Here is a 22,629-nt window from a genome sequence, read left to right as displayed (position 1 = left end):
GCAAATTGTTGACAAAAATTAGGAGTTATAGTAGATTATGTAGTAAATTTAATAGCAATTATAAGAATATTATAAAATAGCAAATCCATCTATTTTTTTACTTATAAGCATAGAGAATTTAACAGAATATTTAGCAATTACTTGGAGGCAAATGGAGGTTAGTTATGGCAAAGCTTGGTACTTATTCTTATCCAGATATTCGATTTAGCGATGCAATTGAGATTTCAGCACGTATCCTTAATAAATTTAAAGGTACTATTCGTGTAAAAGGACTAGCTTGGGAATTAGGCATGGCTGAAAATAGTGGAACATTATTTGCCAAAATTGCTGCTTTACGTGATTTTGGACTTGTTGAGGGGCGTGGTGAACTAAGAGTATCAGATCTTGCACAGCGTATTATTAATCCATCTAATGAATCTGAACGATTACAAGCTACTTCTCAATCTTTTAAAAGAGTTGATCTTTTATTTGCATTATATGATCGTTTTGAGGGAGAAGCTCCTGATGACAAAACACTTTTGGTTGCTTTAGAGGAAATTACTAGAGCTGACAAACCTGAAATTATAAAGAGATTTACCTTAATTCAAAAACATCTTAATGATGCATCAAGAGCACTATCTCATCATTCTGTAAATTATACAGAAGCTGACATATCTATCAGTACCCCTAATTTAAATATTCCTTCATCGTTATCAGACGCTACAGAACTTTCTGAATACACTGATGGAGATACCCTGATTTTAAGAGCCGGAGATGCTAAATTGACTGCTCCATTATCACAAGAATACATTGATATAGCTATAAATTTATTAAAAGCTATTAAATTAACTATGCCTAATGATGATTTTAGTTTTCATCCTGATCAAAGTAACTTGAATTAATAGATTTCGTGTAAATAAATTCAATCATATTAACCATTTATATCGTATAATGTTATTAATACGATAGGAGTTTTTATGGTTTCTAATATTAATCCAATACTAAAAGAAGAAATTTCTAAGCTAAATGATTTATCAACACTTAGTTCTATAGCGTATCTTTCTTCTCTGCAATTGGTACATTCAATAGATCCATCAGTATCAAAATCCATTATTCAGGAATTAATAGATCAAAGATCAAATCTTAAAATGATCGCTAGTGAAAATTTTTCATCAATTGCGGTACAAATGGCTCAAGCAAATCTTTTTACCGATAAATATGCTGAAGGCTTTCCCTTTCACAGGTTTTATGCAGGTTGTGATAATGTTGATACAATAGAATCTAGGGCTGCTGATCTAGCAAAGGAATTATTTAATGCAGAACACGCTTATGTTCAACCGCATTCAGGGGCAGATGCTAACTTAATTGCATATTGGGCTATACTAAGTAAAACAGTCCAAGAACCTTTTCTTGATAAATTAGAAAAAAAAGATATCACTGCGTTGACTCAGTCTGAGTGGTCAGAATTACGAAAATTATTTGGTAACCAAAAGCTCCTAGCAATGAATTACTATTCAGGAGGACATTTAAGTCATGGCTATCGTCATAACGTTTCTTCTAGGATGTTTCAAGTTGAAAATTATGATGTCGATAAAGATTCTAAATTATTGGATTATGATGTTATACGCAAGCAGGCTAAAGAATTTAGACCTTTAATCTTACTAGCTGGTTACAGCGCATATTCTCGTCTTATAGATTTCAAAATCATGAAAGAAATCGCTAATGAAGTTGGTGCTGTATTAATGGTTGATATGGCGCATTTTTCAGGTTTAGTAGCAGGTAAAACATTAATTGATCAATACAATCCTGTTAAGTACGCCGACATCGTTACTTCTACAACCCACAAAACTCTTAGAGGCCCTCGTGGCGGAATGATTTTATGTAAAAAAGAATATACAGACTATGTAAATAAAGGCTGCCCATTAGTTATTGGCGGGCCTTTACCACATGTGATGGCAGCTAAAGCTGTTGCATTTGCTGAAGCAAATACTAGTGGGTTTCAACAATATTCACAATCAATAGTGGATAATGCAAAAACCTTTGCACAAGCTTGTATTGATAATGGTTTAGAAGTGTTGACTGGCGGAACTGACAATCATCTTTTATTGATAGATGTTTCAAAATTGAATCTTACTGGGAGACAAGCTGAAAAAGCCATAAGAGATGTTGGAATAACGATTAACCGTAATTCATTACCTTTCGATCAGAATGGTGCATGGTATACAAGTGGATTAAGAGTAGGCACTCCAGCTATTACAACGCTAGGTATGGGACTTAATGAAATGAAAGAGATAGCGAGTGTTTTTGCAAAAGTTTTATCAAATACCAAACCTGATACTATTAAACGTGGGAAAAACGCTGGTTCATTTAGCAAAGCCAATTACACTTTATCTGAAAATATTACTAATCAAGCTAAAAGCGTTGTTTCCAATTTATTAAATAATTTCCCAGTTTATCCTGAATTAGATATTGAGTTCATGCAAAGAGTATTTATTTAATTCAGAGTACCCTCGCTAGTTTAATTTATCAGAAATTTTTTCTTGAGATTTTCTCCATTCTTTGATGGTATTTTTAATCTTTTGAGCTAAACTATTATTAAACCCATTAATTTTAGAAATATTTGTAATACTAGCATTTTCTATTTGTTTAATTGTTTGATACTTTTCAAATAATGCAAACTTTTTTTTAGGACCTATTCCAGGTATAGAATCTATAATCGATAAGTTGGATTTTTTATTTCTTAAAGAGCGATGAAATGTAATTGCAAATCTATGAGCTTCATCTCTTATGTATTGAAACAAATGTAAAGCTGTAGAATTCCTGGGCAGTATGATAGATTCAGCCTGTTCGGGTACAAATATTTCTTCTTTCTTTTTTGCTAAGCTACAGATATTAATTTCGGGGTATAACCCGAGTTCTAATAGTGTTTGTAGAGAAGCATTAAGATGTCCTTTACCTCCATCAATTACAATTAAATCAGGCTTGTTATTCCAATCGGGTTTTTTGGGGTCTGATAAGTTCTTTAAACGCCTTGATAATACTTCTTTCATCATGCTATAGTCATTAATCCCTTCAACATGAGCAATTTTAAATTTTCTGTAGTGCGATTTTTCAGGTTCGCCATCTATAAAAACAGTCATGGATCCAACAGGATTTGTACCTTGTATATTTGAAATATCATAACACTCGATACGTTTAGGGATTTTATTTAAACCTAGAGATTCCTCTATCTCGAGTAGGGTGTTTTTTGTGTGTTCAAGTTGTATTTTCTCTCCAACGAATTTATTGTTATATTGTTCTTTAGCATTTTGTATTGCTAGATTCAATAATTTCTTCTTATCTCCTCTCTTAGGAATAGTTATTTTTACGGACTTATTTTTTTTTGATTTTAGCCATGCTTCTGTGATTTCTCTTTCAGTATCTAATTCTGTTTGAACAATAATTTCAGAAGGTATTTCGTGATAAAAGCTATAGTATTGTTCAATAAATTCTCTGGCTATCACATTTTCTTTATTATCCATTATTGATTCCATTAAAAAATGATTTCGTCCAACCATATTGCCATTTCGTATATGAAGGACTTGGATCGCGGCTTCATTATTAGATAGGTAAATCCCAATAATATCTTTATATGATTTATCAGCATTAAACATACGTTGTTTTTCATTAATTTGTTCTATGGAAAGTATTTGATCACGATAATTGGCTGCTTTTTCATATTCAAGATTGATAGAAGATTTTTTCATTGCAGTTTTTAATTGGCGAATAATTTCCTTTTTGTCGCCTTCCAAGAACAGAATTACATGGTTTATTATCTCATTGTAATCATCTTTTGTTGAAGCTCCTATACATGGACCAACACATCTATTTATATGAAAATCCAAACAAGGTCTATCATCTTTTCCTGTTATGGTTTTTGTACATGAGCGATACGGAAACAACCTTTTTAATAAATTCATTGTTGTTCTAACAGAACGTGCACTGGTAAAAGGCCCGAAGTATTTCGATCCATCATTTTTTATGTTTCTTGTAAATAGAACTTTTGGAAATTTTTCTTGTAGTGTGACTTTAATAAAAGGGTATGTTTTATCATCTTTTAATCGATCATTGTAATAGGGTTTTAGTTGTTTTATTAAATTATTTTCAAGAATTAACGCTTCAGTTTCAGTCTCCGTAACAATGTATTCAAATCGTTCAATGTTATGAACTAATTGTTGGATTTTCGGCGATAAGTTTGATGAGGAATTAAAATAAGATCGTATTCTATTTTTTAAATGCTTTGCTTTCCCTACATATAAGACTTGATTATTTTCATTCTGCATTAGATAAACTCCCGGATCAGAAGGAGTTTTACTTAATTGTTCAACTATATTTGCTGGTTGGTTTTTCAATTTATGACCATATAAAAAAATGACTTAGTTCATAAATTGTATATCGAGTTTGATTTCTTTGGAAGCTTTGCTTTAGAATGTATTAGTTTTAAATATAAATAACACCTAATTGATAAGGTAAATATGGAATCTTTAAATCCATTACAAGGAATGAAGGATGTATTCAGTTCACGAGCTAGAAGCAAAAGAATTATGCTTAATACTCTCGTGGAATTTTTAGAAAGCTCTAATTTTGAACAAATAGACCTTCCGATATTAGAAGAAACAGATTTGTTGTTAAAAAAATCTGGTGGTACTTTGGCAAGTAAAATGTATTCATTTACTGATCCAGGGGGGCGTAATATAAGTCTGAGGCCTGAATTTACATCTTCAGCAGTTCGTGCATTCTTGAACCAGAAGATTGATCCACAAATCACAACAAAGATATTTTATTATGGACAAATTTTTAGATATACAACTGAAAATATTGGGGGGCTTAGAGAATACACTCAAGTAGGATGTGAATTAATTGGAGCCTCGTCTAAATCTTTGGATACTGAAGTGGTTACAACTGCTATACAAGGAACAAATCTTTTCTTAAATGATATTTCACTTCGAATAGGCCATATGGAAATTATTAACCAGATTTTAGATGAATTAAATGTTTCCAATAGACTTAAATTTTTTATTTCTGAACATTTAAGTGTAATTAAAGAGGGCGATTCTGGCATTGAAAAACTTGTAGGTTTAGCTATGAATTTAGGTCTTATTAGCAAAGAGACCAATGAAGAATTACCAAATAATGAAGATCGGGGAGAACTATTACAATCGTATCTGAAAAATATGGGTATGTATAATTTAGGTGTCAGAACTATTGATGAAATACAAACACGGTTTTTAAACAAAGGAATCCATTCTCAATCAGTAGATAATTTTATAAAAACTTTAAATACTATATATGAAATTATTTCTTACGAAGGTGAATATACAGAAGTACTTAATCATGTAGCCAAAAATAGTTCTACGAAAATACGAGAAATAATTAATGACTTATCAAATGTAATAGATTCGTTAAAACAAACTGTGAAAATTAATAATATCCAAATAGACTTATCTTTAGGTAAAGAAATTCCGTATTATACCGGATTAGTTTTTCAAATTACATCAGATTATGAAGATAAAAATATTATTGTAAATCAGGGTGGAAGGTATGATGATCTTGTAAGAGTTTTGGGGGATGGTCAAATTTCGACCCCAGCATTAGGGTTTGCGTGGAATTTAGATGCTTTGCAAATGATAAGTGAAGTAGGAAGGTAAAACTTTGAACGATAAAAGTGAAGTTTTAAAAATAGCTTTGCCTAGCGATGGAGAGATGTATCAAGCAACTTTGGATTTTTTGAAAAATTCAGGTGTATCTGTAAAAAGAGGTAGCTCAAGGCAATATTTAGGATCCTTACAAGGTCTTGAAAATGTAACAGTTCTTTTTCAAAGAGTAGCTGATATATCTAGTAAAATAGAAGATGGTAGTGCTGATCTTGGTATAGTTGGACTTGATAGATTTGAAGAGTTTAAAATAGATGATGGGAATGCGTTTGTTGTATGTGAGGATTTAGATTATAGCAATTGTAAATTAGTTATTGCAGTTCCACAAGGCTGGATAGATGTTTCAGCTATGTCAGATTTATCAGATTTAGCTTTAGAATTTAAACATACAGGTAGAGAATTAAGAGTTGCTACCAAATATCCAAGGTTAACAAGCAAATTTTTCTACCAAAATGGTATTAATTATTTTAAGACTATATATTCTTCAGGGACATTAGAGGTCTCTCCTCTTATGGGCTTTTCAGATATAATTGTGGATATCACATCCACAGGCACAACATTGAGAGAGAATCAATTAAAAACAATTGCTGATGGTACAATTATCGAATCTCAAGCCTGCTTGATTGCTAGTACAAGATCACTAATCAATGAACCTGAAAAATTAAATTCAGCACGAAAATTTATTGCAATGATAGAAGGGTATTTAGAAGGTAAGGACTACTATAATGTAACATTTAACTTGAATGCAGATAATGAAGAAGATGCTGCAAATACTTTCATGAATTCTATTACCACAAATGGATTTCAAGGGCCACGGATTTCTCGAATTTATACTACTAATGGTAGTAGTTCATATAGTCTTACCATAGTATTAAAACGCAAAAATTTACAAGTTGTCACTGATAATTTACGAGAGATCGGTGCTTCAAATATTATTGTAAACAAACCAGATTATGTTTTTGATGGTGAATCAAATTTATTTACGAAATTGATGAATAATATTTCAGGTAAAAAATAATGCCTAATCTAGTGGCTCACATAGGTTTTGGATTGGACTGTATAGGTTTAGAAGAAGATTCACTAATATCTAATAATATAGGTTCATTTTTATTAGGTTGTTGTTCTCCTGATGTAAGAATTATTACTAAAATGAGTCGAGATAACACGCATTTTGTCCCTATATCAAATAAGATAATTGGAACAGGTACGCACAATTTATTTAAAGAAAACCCTAAACTTTTAAATAAAGAATCATTAAATTCTGTAACAAAATCTTTTCTAGCAGGTTATATACTTCACTTAGTAGCTGATGAAACATGGATTATTGATATGTATCGACCATACTTTGGTAATAGAAACGTTTTCCCAAATAAAATTATTGGCAATATTATGGATAGAGCTATGCAACTAGATATGGACAGAGAAACTCATTTACAACATGAAAACTTTAGTGGATATACTCATGAATTAGCTATAGATTTTGATGATATTGAAATTGATTTTATATCAAATGAATCATTTAAAGAATTTACTGATACAATTAAGCGGGTTTTTAGCAATGCATTTGATTGGAGCAGATTAATATTTATGATAAGAAGGCAGTATCCAGATAAAGATAGCGGAATGGCAGAATCTTTGGCTAATGACTTTATAAAAAATTTACCTGATAGTTTAGAAGATTTATATCATCAAGTACCTAAAAAAGAGATAAAAGCCTATAGAGCCAATATAATAAGCAGCTGGCAATCATTAATAAAGGAGTATCTACTATGAAAATTATAAAAAATATTGAGGCTGCACGCTCATTTATTCAAGATAGAAACACAGCTAATGCTGGAGAGTTGTCACAAAATTCAGTTTCATCATCTTATAATGAATCTGTAGATAAAATACTTGAAAATGTACGAATTCACGGCGATCAAGCTTTAATTGAATATACCAAAGAATTTGATAAAGTTAATATAACAAAAATTCAATTGAGTGATGAAGATATTAGTAATGGTGCTAAAAATATTTCAAATGAACTTTTAGATGCTTTAAAAATTTCTTCCAAAAGGATATATGAATTTGCTAAACGGACTATGCCGTCAAGTTGGTTTGATGTTGAAACAGGTTTAGGAGAATCGGTCGTTCCTATGCAAAAAGTAGGTTTATATGTTCCTGGAGGAACTGCTACTTATCCTTCTACTGTACTTATGTCTTCTATGATAGCTAAGGCAGTAGGAGTTCCGGAAATTATTTTGTGTACCCCTCCTAAAGCAAATGGCATGCCCGATGATAGTATACTTGCTGCTGCTCAAATAGCTGGTATCGATAAGGTGTATTCCATTGGAGGGGCTCAAGCAATCGCAGCTATGGCTTATGGAACACAAACAATACCCAAAGTGGATAAAATATGTGGCCCCGGTAACATATTTGTTACTTTGGCAAAGAAAAAAGTATTTGGAGAAGTGGGAATAGACGGATTATTCGGACCAACTGAGACAGTCGTTATAGCAGATGATATTGCTCGACCAGAGTTTTGTGCGGCAGATATGTTAGCACAGGCTGAGCATGATGAATTAGCTTTTCCTGTTCTTATTACTACATCTGAAAATATTTTGAAAAAAGTAGAAATAGAACTCAATGAACAATTAGAGAAATTAGAGAGAAATGAAATTGCAAAAAAATCAATAGATAATAATTGTGCATTGATATTGGTTGATAATATTCAATTATGTGTCGAGCTTACTAATTTGATTGCTCCAGAGCATGTTTGTTTAAATATTCAAAATGCTAATGATTGGGTAAATCATATTATTAATGCAGGTGCTATTTTTGTAGGAGACTATTCTGCAGAAGTGATGGGCGATTATATTGCTGGACCAAGTCACACTTTACCTACTTTTGGAACATCAAGGTACTCATCGTATCTTGGAGCACAACAATTTATTAAATATATGCCGATAATAGGATTAGATAATAAAACTGTAAAAGAATTGATACCAACTGCTATGATTATATCAGAGCATGAAGGCTTGACAGGTCATAGGGAATCTGCTCGAATTCGTCTATAACATATTAAGAGAACTTATACTTTATGGAGAATCAGAAAAAAATTGATAAATTGATAATACCTCGGTTACAAAATATGCAACCATATGTTCCTATCTATCCGCCAGATATAATGGCTGAAAAGTTTGGCGTTTCGGAAAATGATATTGTAAAACTTGATGGAAATGAAAATATGTTTGGGTCTTCCCCTAAAGTTGCTAAAGCATTAGCTGAATTTAAAGACTACAATATATACCCAGACCCTTTACAAGAAAAACTAAGAGAAGCTATAGCTAATTATGCAGGAACTTCTTCTGATAGAATTATTGCTGGAGCGGGTAGCGATGAGATTATTGACTTATTGATAAGACTTTTCATTGAACCTGGTGATAAGATATGTCAGCCAGTCCCAACTTTTGCTATGTATTCAACATTTACTGAATTAGTTGGTGGAGAAACGGTTTCAGTGTCTATGGATAAAAATTTCGAGATCACCGAAGATTCAATATTATCTGCCATTGAAAATGGGGTTAAGATTGTATTTTTAACTTCACCAAATAATCCGACTGGACGTTTAATTGATAAAAGTCTTGTTACAAAAATTTTGCAAAAAGATGTTTTAGTTATAGTAGATGAAGCATACTATGAATTTTCAGGTAAAACGTGTATAGATCTAATTGATGATTATTCCAATTTAGTAATACTACGTACTTTTAGTAAATGGGCTGGTTTAGCAGGGATGAGAATCGGGTATGGCATAATGAATCCAAGTTTGGTATCACATTTATTAGTAATAAAACCACCATACAATATTTCTATTGCAGCAGAAATTGCCGTTAAGGCTTCTTTAGAGGATTTAGAATTACTTCTTGAACGGGTGGATATTATAAAAAAAGAACGAGACTGGATGTTTGAACAGCTTAATGAAATCCCATTTATGGAGCCCATAAAATCTGACGCAAATTTTATACTCACAAAAATTGTTAATCTAGATTCAGTTGAGTTGTATAATAGATTGCTATCAAAAGGTATTCTTGTACGTTATTATGAAAATGAATTATTAAGAAATTACCTTCGTATTAGTATAGGTTCTCGTGACCAAAATCAAAAACTTTTAGATTTTATAAAACAATAATAAATTTCTATCTAATATAGGAGAATTTTATGAACAAATTAGAAAATAAAAAACGTATAGCAAGTGAAACTCGTGAAACGCGAGAAACTAAAATCACAGCTTCAATTGATCTGGATGGTACAGGGAAATACAAAATAAAAACTGGTGATCCTATGTTTGATCATCTAGTGGAGCAACTAAGTCGCCATTCATTAATTGATATCGATCTTATAGCAGAAGGTGACAATATTACAGATGAACATCATTTAATTGAGGATGTTTCGATTATGCTTGGTAGATTACTAAAAACTGCTTTAGGCAATAGTAAAGGGATATTTCGTATGGGTTTTGCTTTAATTCCTTTAGATGAAGTATTAGCACGTGTCGCGGTAGATCTTAGTGGTAGGGGATATGCTGTTGTTAAATCAGAATTAGAAGGGGTAATGATAGGAACTTTTAATGGTGAATTAATAGAACACTTTCTTGCAAGATTTGCTATTGAATCAGGAATGAACTTGAATGCGCAGGTTTTAGAAGGCTCTGATCCTCATCATAAAGCTGAAGCATTATTTAAAGGCTTGGCTAGATCTTTGAGAACTGCTGTCAAAATAGACCCAGCTATCAGCGATGTTATCCCAAGTACAAAAGGTTCATTATAGAGTATTAGACATGTGTGATTTCAAATGTATATTGTTCTATAACTTGATTTACTAATAATTCTTCACACATTACTTTTACATTATTTTCTGCATCTTTATGAGAATCAGTGTCTAGAGTAACTTCAATATATTTTCCAATTCGTACTGATTGTATGTTATTAAGTCCTATACGAGATAACGAACTTTTAACAGTCATGCCTTGAGGATCACTTACCTCTTCTTTTAAGGTTATATGTATTTTTGCTATCAACATTTTATTTTGACATTGATGTTGGAGTACCAGTACATGGTAACCCGCGCCCAACACCCCGTGTCTCTTCGCTAAAAATGTTACCTTTGTATGTTTCAAAGAATTTTTCAATACCTGATTTGTCTATTGTGTCAAATGTTTGAATTACACCCCAGGCTACCATAGAAATTTTGCCTGCAGGTAGTTTTTCTAAGGGACTTACGATTAACCAATCTTTTGAATTGTTTAAACTTTCAGTAAATTCTCTGAGTTCTTGTATTTGTGAAGCTTGAGTTAAGTTATGATACATAACTATATTGCCGTGCTCTAAGTTGTGGACTGTATTTTCTTCTTTTTGTTCTTCATTATAAAATCCACACTTGGCCCAGACTGACCAGTGATCACCTGAAGATGCTGGTGTTGTATTATATTCGATATCAATACCATCTTTATGTTTAGCAGTTTCCATCAATGTTTGTGGTGTACCAACTCCTGATTTATAACTTGCTCTATTAGTACCTCCTTGGTTAGGTTGATTTGAAGTACTTGTTATTGACGGTAAAAACAGAGACAGAGTAATGAGTATTGCTATGATCAGAGAAATAGATAGGAAAAAGTAATTTTTAGTTTTTCCTTTTGTTTGTTGGCGTTCTCTTCGCTCTTTTCTTTGCTGTGTTTTTTTACTTGCTATATTATCTGGCATTACTATTTTTCCTAAGCTTTTGTTAACATTTCATATGCTAATTTATATCTTTCTATAGTTTTATTAACTATATCTTCTGGTAATTCTGGGGCAGGGGGTTCGTGATCCCAACCACTAGTATCCAGCCAATCTCTGACAAATTGTTTGTCAAAGTTTGGCGGTTGACTACCTTCTTCATAAGAATCTAAATCCCAAAATCGACTTGAGTCTGGAGTTAGAACCTCGTCAATGATTGTTAATTTATCGTTAATCATACCAAATTCAAATTTTGTATCTGCTAGTATTATTCCCTTTGATACAGAATAGTCGTTCGCATAATTGTATAACTCTATACTTATTTTTTCTAATTGGTTTGTTAAATCTTCTCCAAATATTCCCTTCATTTCTTCTATCGTGATATTTTCATCATGACCTATTTCTGCTTTTGTAGTGGGAGTAAAGATAGGCGTTTCTAGTTTTTGACCTTCTTTCATACCTTCAGGTGCCTTAGATCCAAATATTGTTCCTTTAGATTTGTATTCCGACCAAGCAGAACCAGCAAGGTATCCTCTTACAATACATTCTACATCTAATCTGTTTGCTCGGTTTACTACCATTCCTCGTTTCGATACTTCCTCTGGAATATTTTGGAATTGTGATGATGTGGGAGCAAGGTCCTCTGATAGTGCAACCATATGGTTCTCAATAATATGTTTTGTTTTGTTAAACCAAAATGCAGAAATCTCAGTAAGGACAATTCCTTTTTCAGGAATTCCAGTAGGTAGTACTACGTCAAAAGCAGATATGCGATCAGTAGCAACCATTAATAAGAAACCTCCTCCTAGATCGTAAGTGTCTCTAACTTTACCTTTATGAATTGGATTTGGTAGATCTGTGGTTGTTAGTAATGACATGTTTTTACCTTTCTATTTATTTAATATTCCACACTCATCAAAAGTTTCACTAACATATTGTGTGTAATAATTATAATCAAATAATTCATTTAGTTCATCTGATTTTAATACTGTTTTTACCATTTCTTCATTTCGAATCAATTCTCGAAAGTCTAGTTTATCATCCCAAGATCTCATTGCATTCTTTTGAACTATACCATAGGCGTTTTCCCTACTTAAGCCTTTATCAATTAAAGAGAGTAAAACCCTTTGAGAAAATATAACTCCACGTGTTGATTCAATGGTTTCCATCATATTTTCAGGATAAACCCTAAGTCCTGCCATAACATAGGTAAATATCGAAAGAATGTAATCCAAACCCATACATGCATCAGGTAATATTATTCTCTCAGCAGATGAGTGACTTATATCTCTCTCATGCCATAAAGCAACATTTTCCATTGCTGTAATAGAAAACCCTCTGAGAAGTCTAGCGATACCACATATTCTTTCTGATAATTCTGGATTTCGTTTGTGTGGCATAGCAGAAGAGCCGGTTTGGCCTTCTGAAAATGGTTCTTCAACTTCACGGACTTCTGTTCGTTGTAGAGATCGTATTTCAGTTCCAAACTTTTCTAATGAAGCACCAATCAGTGCTATAGTTGTTACAAAATGAGCATGTCGGTCTCTTTGGATAATTTGATTTGAAATTGGAGCAACTTTTAAACCCAATTTTTCGCTAACTTTTTTTTCGATGATAGGAGGAATTGTAGCATGGGTTCCAACTGCACCAGAAATTTTACATACCTGTATACCTTCTTTTGCCTGGATTAATCTTGTACGGCACCGATTTAATTCATCCCACCACAGTGCTAATTTTAATCCGAAAGTAGTAGGCTCAGCATGTATTCCATGAGTTCTACCCATTATTAGTGTATTTTTATGTTCAATAGCTTTTGTTTTTACAGCTGTAATGGCACTTTCTAGCTCATTTAATAATTGGTTTGCAGATTCTACTAATTGCAAGTTTTGGGCAGTATCTATTACGTCATTTGATGTTATACCAAGGTGAATCCATCTACCTTCTTCGCCTATTTGCTCAGTAATCGAACGAGTAAAAGCTGTCATGTCGTGTTTAGTTTGATCGAATATTTCATTAATACGGATAAGATTATATGTAGCATTTTGTAACTTTTTCATATCTTCTAAGGGTATAATTCCTATCTCACTCCAAGCTTCACAAACTGCTAATTCTACTTTTAACCAATTATCATATTTAGTTTTTTCAGACCAAATTGATTTCATTATTTCTCTTGCATATCTATCAATCATTATTTTCCTCTATTATTTTCGTAACTTCTGTTTGTATAGTTGTAAAATCGCTAAATCGGTAAAAAGCGATATTTTCTTGTTTGCAATGTCTTAACAATGCATCTCTAGCGAAAATAATATTACTTTTTCTTGCAGGACATAAGTCATTTTGTCCATCACCGATATAAATAATTACATCACTAGTTTTACGGTATTTTTCTAACACACTGCATTTACATATTCCCCATTGATTACAATTGATATCGGTATACTTTGATATGATTTTCATCTTTTCCCCGTTAAATTTTGTTGGGACTGCATATATTGGTATGTTTGTTATTTCGTATTTATCAAGAACAGCTTCAATGTAGTAATCTAACCCCCTGCTAACAATAATAATATTTATACGGTTTTCCATACAAAAATTATTAAACTCAACAAATCCTGGTCTAACTATAGCATGTTGTTGTATATGTTTAGTTTGGATGGATTTTTCGGCTGAAATATTTTCAAAAGGTGTCTCAAAATAGCCTTCTGGAGGTATTTCACCCTGAATAAATTGCTGTCTAATTTCTGGCCAGTTAGGTTCAGCAAATTCTGATAATACTATATGAGCGATATTGGTTGTGGTAATAGTGTCATCAAAATCAATCAAGACAGTAATATTTTTGTTAGTCATGTATTAATTTTCTCGTAGGTTTTTTCTATATTTTTCATATAAATCTCTGACTTTTTCGTCTTGTAATCCTACAATAGAAGCTGCTAAATAAGCTGCATTTCTTGCGCCCCATTCTCCGATACCTACACATCCAACAGGAATCCCCGGAGGCATTTGAACTATAGCGTATAATGCATCAATTCCTTTTACTTCACTTGTAGGGAGTGGTACACCAATTACAGGGATTTCTGTCCATGCAGCAACTGTACCTGGTAGAGCTGCAGCTCCGCCAGCCATAGCAATTATTACTTCTATACCTTTTGCCTTAGCTTGTTGTGAATATTCGGCTACTGCCTGCGGTTTTCTATGAGCTGATAATATATTTAATTCATGCTCTATACCCATTTCAGTAAGTATTTGGAGGGTTGGTTCTGTATATGGAAGATCAGTTTTACTGCCAATTAAAATACCGACTTTAATCATTATTTTGTCCTTTTTTGTTACATGAAAAAGTTAAAAGTAAATCGTGTGAATACTTAAAATATTGCTCGTTTAAGTATATTAATTTTAATCATATGATTCAATTCTAAGTGATAAGTTTTTTGGCTAGGCATTCCAAAAAGTCATGAGTATGGAATAAATCATTCAGTTCTGAAATGTAACTTAATTCCCATAATGCCTCCTGATTTTTTTGAAATATTCCTGCTTTACTTTCGTTTTTGTAAAAATCAGGTGTGAAACCTAAAACTTTAAATCCTTTAGATGTGCTTGTATTAATAAGACCATATAAATCAGGGTGTTGTGCACTTAGCAGTCCACTTGTGAAGTTAATATCTGTTCCTAATAATTTATAACCACCCATGTCGTCCAAAAATTCCCACACTCTAATTTCATAAGATAATTCTTCCCATAATAAAAACCATAAACATTCCTGTATATCAGTTAAGGAATTAGATAAAAATTTCGATTTGTTTTTTTGGCCAATTGGCAAACTGGAATAAATTACCTCTAGGTCATTATTTGTTAATTTTTCTATATTTTCTTCTTGTAATAATTCAGAAATTCTAGGGAAATTTTTCCACTTTTTAGAAAACATCAATTTGTAATTAGGTGTAGATTGAAATTCTTTGAATTTTTCTATGTATATTTTAAATTGCCTGTTAGTTATCATACTGTTTATCTGTCGGTAGTTTTAGCTATATCTGTTCTATAATGGGAATCTATAAAATTAACAGATTTTATAGATTCGTAAACATCTTTTCGTGCATTTTCAATAGTATTATTTGTAGAGACAATAGTTAATACACGCCCCCCAGAAGATATTAAATTATTCTCTTTATCAACGCTTGTTCCGTTATGGAATATTGTGCAATTATTTTTTATATTTCCTATAGATATAATTTTATCTGTTTCATAATCGTTTGGATATCCTTTTGACGTTATAACTATACCTACACTAGAGTCACTTGACCATCGTATTTCTGAATGACTTAGAGAGTTTTCAGCACCTGCTTGGCATATCTCGAATAAATTACTATCTAATAACGGAAGTAATATTTCTGCTTCTGGATCTCCTAACCTGCAGTTATATTCAATTACTTTTGGACCTTGATTTGTTAGAATCAATCCGCCATATAAAATTCCTGAAAAAGGCGTATTGTTTTTAGCCATTTCGTGGATAGTGGGTGTGATAATCTTTGAGTTTATTTCTTGATTTAAAGTACTGTTCAAAATATATGGAGGGCTATATCCTCCCATTCCTCCAGTATTTGGCCCTAAATCGTTATCATAAACGCGTTTATAGTCACACGCTCCAATAAGCGGTGAAATATAATTTCCATCTGTAAAAGCAAATATACTTAATTCTTTACCTTCTAAAAATTCCTCAATTAAAACAGTTTTACCTGATTCTCCAAAAATTTGTTTATTTAAACAGTTATCTAAAGCTTCATAAGCTTCTTCATGCGATGTGGCAATTGTTACACCTTTACCTGCTGCAAGGCCATTTGCCTTGATAACAAATGGGGGTGTTTTTCTAGATAAAAATTTGATTGATTCTTGATAGGAGTCAAAGGTTATACTGTCGGCGGTAGGGACATTAGCTTTATTCATGATATTTTTTGCAAATTCTTTACTTGATTCTATTTGAGAAGCTTTTTTTGATGGCCCAAATATTTTTAGACTATTCATTCTAAATATATCTACAATTCCTAAATCTAATGGAGTTTCTGATCCTACTATAGTTAAATCAATTTTATTTTCTTTAGCAAAAGTTGTAAGTTCTTTTATTTGGGTAATTTGAATATTTACATTAGTAGCAAAAGGCAATGTCCCTGCATTTCCTGGCGCTACATATATTTGAAGATTTTCGCTATTTGTTTTTCGTATAGACCATGCAATTGCATGTTCTCTACCACCAGATCCTACAATAAGAACTTTCATTTATTCCCACTCTATAGTGCCAGGAGGCTTACTGGTTATGTCATAGACTACACGATTAACAGAAGGTACTTCGTTTACAATTCTGTTTGAAATAGTACTTAGAACTTCATAGGGGATTTTTGCCCAGTCAGCTGTCATAGCGTCATCACTTTGTACTGCCCTGATTGCAGCAACATAACTATATGTACGGTGATCACCCATAACCCCAACTGTTTTAGCATTAGTTAAAACAGCGAAGCTTTGCCAGAGGGAATGGTATAGATTTGCAGATTTGATTTCATCAATGACTATCCAATCAACATCACGTAGAATATCTAGTTTTTGTTTAGTTACTTCACCTAAGATTCTTATACTTAATCCAGGTCCAGGAAATGGTTGTCGGTACAGTAATTCATCAGAAAGACCCAGTGATTTCCCTATGCTTTTTACTTCATCTTTAAATAAATATCGTAAAGGTTCTAGTAATTTAAGAGACATTTTTTCTGGCAAACCGCCAACATTGTGGTGAGTTTTAATCTTAGCTGAATTAGAATTGTCACTAGATTCACTCTCAATGACATCAGGATAGAGAGTACCTTGTGCTAAGAACTTTGCGTTCGCAAAGTTATTTTTCGAATATTCTTCGAAAATATTTATAAATTCCGTTCCTATAATTTTACGTTTTTCCTCAGGATCAATAATATTTTTTAATGACTTTAGAAACTGTCTTTCAGCATTTATATAGGTGAGATTAAAATCTGTAAACTTTTCAAAGGCTTCAATAACATTTTTTGATTCATCTTTGCGTAATAGTCCGTTATTTACAAATATACATTGCAGTTGATCACCTATTGCCTCATGAATTAGTCTTGCAGTTACTGAAGAGTCAACACCTCCAGACAGGGCACAAATGACAGTATTTTCACCGACGATCTCCTTGATTTCATCCACTGATTTAGTGATAAAGTTTTCGGGGGTCCAATCACCTATACATCCACAAATTTTATAAACGAAATTTTTTAGAATTTGAATACCATTATTTGTATGAGAAACTTCAGGATGAAATTGGAGACCATATATATTATCTTTTTTGATTACAGCGAATGGTGTATTTTCAGTACTTGCTATACATTCAAAATCAATTGGTAAGCTATCAATTTTATCTCCATGACTCATCCATACGTCGTTATTATCATCAATAGAGTCTAATAAAGTAGTTGAAAGGTTATTTTTGTTAAGTTTTGCATGCCCATATTCACGTTTCGAAGAAGCTGTCACTTTGCCATTTAATTGGTGTGTAATTAATTGCATGCCATAACAGATACCTAGTATAGGTAAATTGGAAGTATAAACCCAATCAGGTGCAAGTGGGGCATTCGTGTCATAAACACTATAGGGACCTCCAGAAAGTATTATTCCTTTTGGCTTTAGTCGTTTCACAGTATCAAAATCACTAGATGGTGGTATCAAAATACTATAGACATTAATTTCGCGGAGTCTTCTAGCTATTAGGTGACTAAATTGAGATCCAAAATCAACAATTATTATAGATTCTTCATTGTGGATTTCAGATTTAGAGTTCATATTATCTTAATAACTTCCAAGGTGGTTACGCAAATTGTAATTGTTTTCGAGGTTAGCATTTATGCTATACTCAGTCAAGCATTAAATTTACACGAATTTCTAATATTAAAAACAGGATAATTATATGGATAATAAAATTGATCAAGCAGTTAAAATAATTCAATCTGGTGGGGTTGTTTGTTTGCCAACAGACACTCAATTTGGACTATCTGTTGATTACAAAAATGACTTAGCGTTACAAAAATTAATAAATTTAAAATCTCGTGATGAAAATGCAGGAATTCCACTTTTATTAGCTAATGTTGATCAGTTAAAATTAGTTACAGATACACCGCCAGATGACGTTATAAATTTGTGCGAGCACTTTTGGCCGGGGGCTTTAACAATAGTAATGCCTAAGAACAATTCAATATCAGAGTTTGTTTCTGGCGGTCATTCTGGAGTTGCACTAAGAATTCCTAATCATGATGTTCCTCGCCGTATTGCAGCTGAACTTGGTAGACCAATTACAGGTACAAGTGCTAATTTTTCTGGACTGGCTCCAGTGGGTAATTATGATGAGGCTCAAAGTAATTTTAAGGGACTAGTAGATTACGTTTTTCCTACTTCAGAAAATATTATCCAAGGTGAGCCATCTACAATTATAGAATTTACTAACAACAAATTAAATTTACTTCGACAAGGGGCAATCCCTTTTGAAACTATTCAAAAGGTATATAATAGATTCCACTAATACTGTGAAAAAATATGATTACTGATAATATTTCTAAGCATAATACATCGATCTCTAAATCAATCCAGAATATTTTTTCTGATAGAGAAGCGTCTATTTATCGAATAATGGAGTATCAGGTAGGATTAAGAGATGAACTAGGAGAAATTAATCCTAGTATAGAAAATAATCGTATTTGGGAATTAGGTATACTAACGCTGCTTGTTTCTGAATTAGCTAACAACTCAATAGAATTTGATATTTCTAATGCTGTATCCTTAGAGTTGTTAAAACTGTTTACCGAAGTTCATATAGATATTGGTGAAGGAATTCAATATAGAAATAATCGACCTACTTTGTGGGCATTACATGGCCCAGCGCAAGCAATCAATGTTGGTGATGGCTTGCATGCTATGGCAAGGCTAGCACTTGTAAATTCACCTACCCAATCGTCTAAAGAAAATCTTTATGAACGATTAAGATTTCTAGAAAATTCTAGTTTACTAGTATGTGAAGGAATTCATGAAGATTTATCCTCACTTGAAAGGATAGATTTTTTTCTTAATGATTATTTTATTATGGTCCAAAAAAAAATTGCTTCATTATTTGAATGTGCATTTCAATTAGCTTTATGTGGAACTGAGATTTTATCAAAGAATGGTTTATTAATTACTTCATTAGCACAAAATATTGCATATGCCAGTCAAATTACATCTGATATTAATTCAATATGGCCGGCAACAAATACTTTGGATCATAATAGCTTAGATTTGTTAAACAAGAAGAAAACTTTTCCAATTGTGATGGCATTTTCTGAATCAGATGTAAGTCAAAAGCGGGAATTAGCAAACCTTTTTTATCAACGTGTGGTTTCCGAAGAGGATGCCCAAAAGATAACTGAGCTACTTACTTTATTAGATATCAAAAACAAATCTTTAAAATATATAAATGAATATTTTGATCTGATTATTGATGGATTTTCACAACTGGGTTTAAGTTTAAGTGTTGAAAGTGATTTACTAGCTTTTATAAAATATATATGTCTTGATAAGCAATAAAAACTTTGTGAGGAATTGTTAATGAAACGAACTATTAGAGACGCCGATTGTAGTGATAAAACTGTCTTAGTGAGAGTTGATTTTAATGTTCCTTTAGATCCTATAACAGGACAAATATCTGACGATACACGTATTTTTGCCTCACTTCCCACAATTCGTTATTTACAGCAAAACAATTGTAAAATAATTTTGTGTTCGCATTTTGATAGACCCAAAGGCAAAATTGTTAAAGAAATGCGTATGTTTCCTGTAGCAAAACGACTAAATGCTTTACTTGGACAAGAAACTATATATGTACGGGAAACAATTGGTGATGTAGTTCGTGAAGCGGCTAACGAAATGGCGCCCAGAGATGTTATGGTTTTAGAAAATGTTAGATTTTATGGTGCAGAAGAAGCAAATGAAATAGCATTTTGCCGGTCACTTGCATCTTTGGCAGATATTTATGTCAACGATGCTTTTAGTACTTCCCATCGTGATCATGCATCAATAAGTGGAATAGCTGATTTTCTTCCTAGTTATGCCGGTTTCCAGATGGAGAAAGAACTACGAAACTTAAGTGCAGCTCTCGATGATCCAGCAAGACCTATGGCTGCAATCATGGGCGGAGCAAAAATAGTTGATAAAATAAATTTATTGCAAAATATGTTTGAGAAGTTAGATTTGCTAGTAGTTGGTGGCGGGATGGCTATGATATTCTTTTCAGCGTTAGGATATTCGGTAGGGGAAGGCCCTATTGATGAGGAAAGTGTAAACATCGCAAAATCAATTTTGCAATTGGCTAAAGAAAATAATACTGAAGTTATATTACCTACTGATGTAGTTGTGGCGGATTCATTTAGTATAGATAGTAAGTACAAAACAGTCTCTTTAACAGAATTAAAAGATAAAGGTTTTGTTATGGATATTGGCCCAGAAACACTCAAATTATTTATTTCCAAACTAAATAATTGTAAAACTATAGTTTGGAATGGTCCAATGGGAGTATTCGAGTTCGAACAATTTTCAAATGGAACAAGGGGACTTGCAGAAGCTGTTGCAAATATAAAAAATGTTACGAGCATAGTTGGTGGTGGATCAACAGCAGAAGCCATTAATAAATTAGGTTTAGTTAATGCAGTCACTCATATATCTACAGGAGGAGGAGCATCTCTCGAATTTCTGGAAGGTAAAGACTTAATTGGGGTGTCAAAAATACCTGATGTGGATGTAGTAGATTTATAGTTTATAAATATGAGGAGATAGTGGTGCCTTTAGCAATTATTAGACATGGACAAAGCAAATGGAATCTTGAAAATCGGTTTACAGGTTGGATAGATGTTGATTTGAGTGAAGAAGGTATATCTGAAGCTAAGCTTGCTGCAAATGAATTATTATCAAGTGGAATACAGTTTGATGTTGCATATACTTCAGTATTAAAAAGAGCTATAAGGACTTTATGGGTAATTATGGATGATATGGATTTAATGTGGATACCTGTAAATAGATCCTGGCGATTGAACGAACGTCACTATGGTGATTTGATTGGATTAAACAAAGTCGAAACAGCCGAGAAATATGGTATTGAACAGGTTCAGATGTGGCGAAGAAGCTATACAGTAAGACCTGAAGAATTAAAACCCGATGACCCTAGAAGTTTTGAATCTGATAGACGATATAAAGGACTAAATATTCCTCGCACAGAGTCATTAAAAGATACTCTCGATCGGGTCATACCTGTTTGGAATGAGGCAATTAAGAAAGATTTAGAAGCAGGTAAAAATGTTTTGTTAGTAGCTCATGGGAACAGTTGCCGAGCTTTAATTAAATTTTTAGATAATATGAACGATGAAGAAATTAATGAGTTTAATATTCCAACAGGTATTCCGCTTATTTATGAATTTGATAATGATTTAAATCCTATTAATCACTACTATCTTGGTGACCCTGAAGATATAGCTAAAAGAACCAATGCAGTAGCAAATCAGGCAAAGAAACAGAATTAAATAACATAAGGAGGTTCTGGTTTGTCTTATTTAATTGTTGCTAATTGGAAAATGAATAAAACTAATTTAGAATCTCTTGAATTGGTCACTGAAATTAATAATGGGATTCAACAAAAGTCTGATATTAATATTGTGATTTGTCCTCCGTATACTTCAATTGTATCAGCTGCTGGTATATTAAAAAATTCTTCTATTAACCTTGGATCTCAAAATATTTCACATGAGTCATCAGGAGCTTATACTGGTGAAATATCGGCAGATATGCTATCACCATATTGCAAGTATGTTATTGTTGGGCATTCTGAAAGAAGAACGATGTATGGAGAAACTAATAACATTATAAATTTGAAAATATTAAGAGCTATAGAAAGCGATTTGATTCCAATTCTTTGTATTGGTGAAAATATTGAACAACGAAATCAAGGAGATTTAGATTCGACACTGAACGAAATGTTAGAGTCTGCTTTGCAAAATGTGAAAAATTGTAATCAATTGGTTGTCGCTTATGAACCTTTATGGGCAATAGGGACCGGCACTGCAGCTTCCCCAGAGTTAGCAAACCAAGCTTGTAATAAAATTAATAATTTTTTAATGAAATACTTTAATAAAACTAAAAAA

Annotated in this window: 23 protein-coding genes; 13 read left to right on the top strand and 10 right to left on the bottom strand. The window is 32.5% G+C overall.

Annotated elements, in window-relative coordinates; translation table 11 throughout:
• The first annotated feature begins 164 nt into the window (after window positions 1-164).
• On the top strand, window positions 165-881 hold the full coding sequence (locus FI695_00445) for a hypothetical protein (protein MQG50432.1): 717 nt from the start codon (window positions 165-167) through the stop codon (window positions 879-881).
• 75 nt (window positions 882-956) lie between these two features.
• Entirely contained in the window at window positions 957-2,477 is a 1,521-nt protein-coding gene (locus FI695_00440) for a glycine hydroxymethyltransferase (GenBank protein MQG50431.1), read from the top strand.
• Window positions 2,478-2,492: 15 nt separating this feature from the next.
• Here FI695_00440 and uvrC read toward each other — a convergent pair whose 3' ends face one another.
• Window positions 2,493-4,391 carry an excinuclease ABC subunit UvrC gene (gene uvrC / locus FI695_00435; GenBank protein MQG50430.1) on the bottom strand — a complete coding sequence of 633 codons (1,899 nt, stop codon included), beginning with the start codon at window positions 4,389-4,391 and terminating at the stop codon, window positions 2,493-2,495.
• Between the two features lie 102 nt (window positions 4,392-4,493).
• On the opposite strand from uvrC, the gene FI695_00430 reads away from it, so the two are divergent.
• Genes FI695_00430 through FI695_00405 form a run of 6 tightly spaced genes read left to right on the top strand, consistent with a single transcriptional unit; the run spans window position 4,494 to window position 10,478 of the window.
• The gene (locus FI695_00430) at window positions 4,494-5,666 is read left to right on the top strand and encodes a hypothetical protein (protein MQG50429.1); all 1,173 of its coding nucleotides are present in this window, start codon (window positions 4,494-4,496) and stop codon (window positions 5,664-5,666) included.
• 4 nt (window positions 5,667-5,670) lie between these two features.
• The gene (gene hisG / locus FI695_00425; protein ID MQG50428.1) at window positions 5,671-6,690 is read left to right on the top strand and encodes an ATP phosphoribosyltransferase; all 1,020 of its coding nucleotides are present in this window, start codon (window positions 5,671-5,673) and stop codon (window positions 6,688-6,690) included.
• Window positions 6,690-7,445, top strand: a complete 756-nt coding sequence (locus tag FI695_00420) for a zinc dependent phospholipase C family protein (GenBank protein MQG50427.1) — start codon at window positions 6,690-6,692, stop codon at window positions 7,443-7,445. Before hisG ends, FI695_00420 begins: the two co-directional genes overlap by 1 nt.
• Window positions 7,442-8,728: a histidinol dehydrogenase gene (gene hisD / locus FI695_00415; protein ID MQG50426.1), complete on the top strand. Its 1,287-nt coding sequence runs from the start codon at window positions 7,442-7,444 to the stop codon at window positions 8,726-8,728. The genes FI695_00420 and hisD overlap by 4 nt, the downstream gene beginning before the upstream one ends.
• Before the next feature lie 23 nt (window positions 8,729-8,751).
• Window positions 8,752-9,840: a histidinol-phosphate transaminase gene (gene hisC, locus FI695_00410; protein MQG50425.1), complete on the top strand. Its 1,089-nt coding sequence runs from the start codon at window positions 8,752-8,754 to the stop codon at window positions 9,838-9,840.
• A 29-nt stretch (window positions 9,841-9,869) separates the two neighbouring features.
• Window positions 9,870-10,478, top strand: coding sequence for an imidazoleglycerol-phosphate dehydratase (locus tag FI695_00405; protein ID MQG50424.1), 609 nt, complete (start codon window positions 9,870-9,872; stop codon window positions 10,476-10,478).
• Between the two features lie 4 nt (window positions 10,479-10,482).
• Here FI695_00405 and purS read toward each other — a convergent pair whose 3' ends face one another.
• From purS to guaA, 9 genes are all read right to left on the bottom strand, one after another.
• Window positions 10,483-10,731 (bottom strand): phosphoribosylformylglycinamidine synthase subunit PurS, encoded by a 249-nt coding sequence (gene purS / locus FI695_00400; GenBank protein MQG50423.1) that lies wholly within the window; start codon window positions 10,729-10,731, stop codon window positions 10,483-10,485.
• Window position 10,732: 1 nt separating this feature from the next.
• Complete coding sequence (locus FI695_00395) at window positions 10,733-11,410, bottom strand: DUF3105 domain-containing protein (protein MQG50422.1); 678 nt, start codon at window positions 11,408-11,410, stop codon at window positions 10,733-10,735.
• Window positions 11,411-11,421: 11 nt separating this feature from the next.
• Window positions 11,422-12,303 carry a phosphoribosylaminoimidazolesuccinocarboxamide synthase gene (locus tag FI695_00390; protein ID MQG50421.1) on the bottom strand — a complete coding sequence of 294 codons (882 nt, stop codon included), beginning with the start codon at window positions 12,301-12,303 and terminating at the stop codon, window positions 11,422-11,424.
• 12 nt (window positions 12,304-12,315) lie between these two features.
• Window positions 12,316-13,614, bottom strand: coding sequence for an adenylosuccinate lyase (locus tag FI695_00385; protein ID MQG50420.1), 1,299 nt, complete (start codon window positions 13,612-13,614; stop codon window positions 12,316-12,318).
• On the bottom strand, window positions 13,607-14,272 hold the full coding sequence (locus tag FI695_00380) for an HAD-IB family phosphatase (GenBank protein ID MQG50419.1): 666 nt from the start codon (window positions 14,270-14,272) through the stop codon (window positions 13,607-13,609). Before FI695_00380 ends, FI695_00385 begins: the two co-directional genes overlap by 8 nt.
• A gap of 3 nt (window positions 14,273-14,275) precedes the next feature.
• Window positions 14,276-14,734: a 5-(carboxyamino)imidazole ribonucleotide mutase gene (gene purE, locus FI695_00375; protein ID MQG50418.1), complete on the bottom strand. Its 459-nt coding sequence runs from the start codon at window positions 14,732-14,734 to the stop codon at window positions 14,276-14,278.
• Between the two features lie 103 nt (window positions 14,735-14,837).
• Window positions 14,838-15,422, bottom strand: a complete 585-nt coding sequence (locus FI695_00370; protein ID MQG50417.1) for a hypothetical protein — start codon at window positions 15,420-15,422, stop codon at window positions 14,838-14,840.
• 5 nt (window positions 15,423-15,427) lie between these two features.
• Entirely contained in the window at window positions 15,428-16,693 is a 1,266-nt protein-coding gene (gene purD, locus FI695_00365; protein ID MQG50416.1) for a phosphoribosylamine--glycine ligase, read from the bottom strand.
• Window positions 16,694-18,256: a glutamine-hydrolyzing GMP synthase gene (gene guaA, locus FI695_00360; GenBank protein MQG50415.1), complete on the bottom strand. Its 1,563-nt coding sequence runs from the start codon at window positions 18,254-18,256 to the stop codon at window positions 16,694-16,696.
• A 124-nt stretch (window positions 18,257-18,380) separates the two neighbouring features.
• Between guaA and FI695_00355 the strand changes: the two genes are divergently transcribed.
• From FI695_00355 to tpiA, 5 genes are all read left to right on the top strand, one after another.
• On the top strand, window positions 18,381-18,989 hold the full coding sequence (locus tag FI695_00355; GenBank protein MQG50414.1) for a threonylcarbamoyl-AMP synthase: 609 nt from the start codon (window positions 18,381-18,383) through the stop codon (window positions 18,987-18,989).
• Between the two features lie 14 nt (window positions 18,990-19,003).
• Window positions 19,004-20,026, top strand: a complete 1,023-nt coding sequence (locus tag FI695_00350) for a hypothetical protein (protein ID MQG50413.1) — start codon at window positions 19,004-19,006, stop codon at window positions 20,024-20,026.
• Window positions 20,027-20,047: 21 nt separating this feature from the next.
• The gene (locus FI695_00345) at window positions 20,048-21,250 is read left to right on the top strand and encodes a phosphoglycerate kinase (protein MQG50412.1); all 1,203 of its coding nucleotides are present in this window, start codon (window positions 20,048-20,050) and stop codon (window positions 21,248-21,250) included.
• Between the two features lie 20 nt (window positions 21,251-21,270).
• Complete coding sequence (gene gpmA / locus FI695_00340; GenBank protein ID MQG50411.1) at window positions 21,271-22,011, top strand: 2,3-diphosphoglycerate-dependent phosphoglycerate mutase; 741 nt, start codon at window positions 21,271-21,273, stop codon at window positions 22,009-22,011.
• 21 nt (window positions 22,012-22,032) lie between these two features.
• Window positions 22,033-22,629, top strand: a 597-nt coding sequence (tpiA, locus tag FI695_00335) for a triose-phosphate isomerase (protein ID MQG50410.1), incomplete at its 3' end; no start/stop codon positions are given.

It is taken from the genome of SAR202 cluster bacterium, from assembly GCA_009392515.1.
Classification (GTDB): domain Bacteria; phylum Chloroflexota; class Dehalococcoidia; order Lucifugimonadales; family UBA6952; genus UBA6952.
Note: the sequence above shows the minus strand (reverse complement) of the source record. Positions and strands in the feature narration are given on the sequence as shown.

Excerpts from the sequence above, each read along its gene's own strand:
- FI695_00370 (MQG50417.1), bottom strand. The coding sequence starts at position 15,422 with ATGATAACTAACAGGCAATTTAAAATATACATAGAAAAATTCAAAGAA.
- FI695_00440 (MQG50431.1), top strand. The coding sequence starts at position 957 with ATGGTTTCTAATATTAATCCAATACTAAAAGAAGAAATTTCTAAGCTA.
- guaA (MQG50415.1), bottom strand. The coding sequence starts at position 18,256 with ATGAACTCTAAATCTGAAATCCACAATGAAGAATCTATAATAATTGTT.
- hisC (MQG50425.1), top strand. The coding sequence starts at position 8,752 with ATGGAGAATCAGAAAAAAATTGATAAATTGATAATACCTCGGTTACAA.
- FI695_00385 (MQG50420.1), bottom strand. The coding sequence starts at position 13,614 with ATGATTGATAGATATGCAAGAGAAATAATGAAATCAATTTGGTCTGAA.
- FI695_00380 (MQG50419.1), bottom strand. The coding sequence starts at position 14,272 with ATGACTAACAAAAATATTACTGTCTTGATTGATTTTGATGACACTATT.
- FI695_00355 (MQG50414.1), top strand. The coding sequence starts at position 18,381 with ATGGATAATAAAATTGATCAAGCAGTTAAAATAATTCAATCTGGTGGG.
- FI695_00350 (MQG50413.1), top strand. The coding sequence starts at position 19,004 with ATGATTACTGATAATATTTCTAAGCATAATACATCGATCTCTAAATCA.
- FI695_00345 (MQG50412.1), top strand. The coding sequence starts at position 20,048 with ATGAAACGAACTATTAGAGACGCCGATTGTAGTGATAAAACTGTCTTA.
- FI695_00445 (MQG50432.1), top strand. The coding sequence starts at position 165 with ATGGCAAAGCTTGGTACTTATTCTTATCCAGATATTCGATTTAGCGAT.
- purD (MQG50416.1), bottom strand. The coding sequence starts at position 16,693 with ATGAAAGTTCTTATTGTAGGATCTGGTGGTAGAGAACATGCAATTGCA.
- FI695_00405 (MQG50424.1), top strand. The coding sequence starts at position 9,870 with ATGAACAAATTAGAAAATAAAAAACGTATAGCAAGTGAAACTCGTGAA.
- purE (MQG50418.1), bottom strand. The coding sequence starts at position 14,734 with ATGATTAAAGTCGGTATTTTAATTGGCAGTAAAACTGATCTTCCATAT.
- FI695_00430 (MQG50429.1), top strand. The coding sequence starts at position 4,494 with ATGGAATCTTTAAATCCATTACAAGGAATGAAGGATGTATTCAGTTCA.
- FI695_00395 (MQG50422.1), bottom strand. The coding sequence starts at position 11,410 with ATGCCAGATAATATAGCAAGTAAAAAAACACAGCAAAGAAAAGAGCGA.
- hisD (MQG50426.1), top strand. The coding sequence starts at position 7,442 with ATGAAAATTATAAAAAATATTGAGGCTGCACGCTCATTTATTCAAGAT.
- FI695_00390 (MQG50421.1), bottom strand. The coding sequence starts at position 12,303 with ATGTCATTACTAACAACCACAGATCTACCAAATCCAATTCATAAAGGT.
- purS (MQG50423.1), bottom strand. The coding sequence starts at position 10,731 with ATGTTGATAGCAAAAATACATATAACCTTAAAAGAAGAGGTAAGTGAT.
- FI695_00420 (MQG50427.1), top strand. The coding sequence starts at position 6,690 with ATGCCTAATCTAGTGGCTCACATAGGTTTTGGATTGGACTGTATAGGT.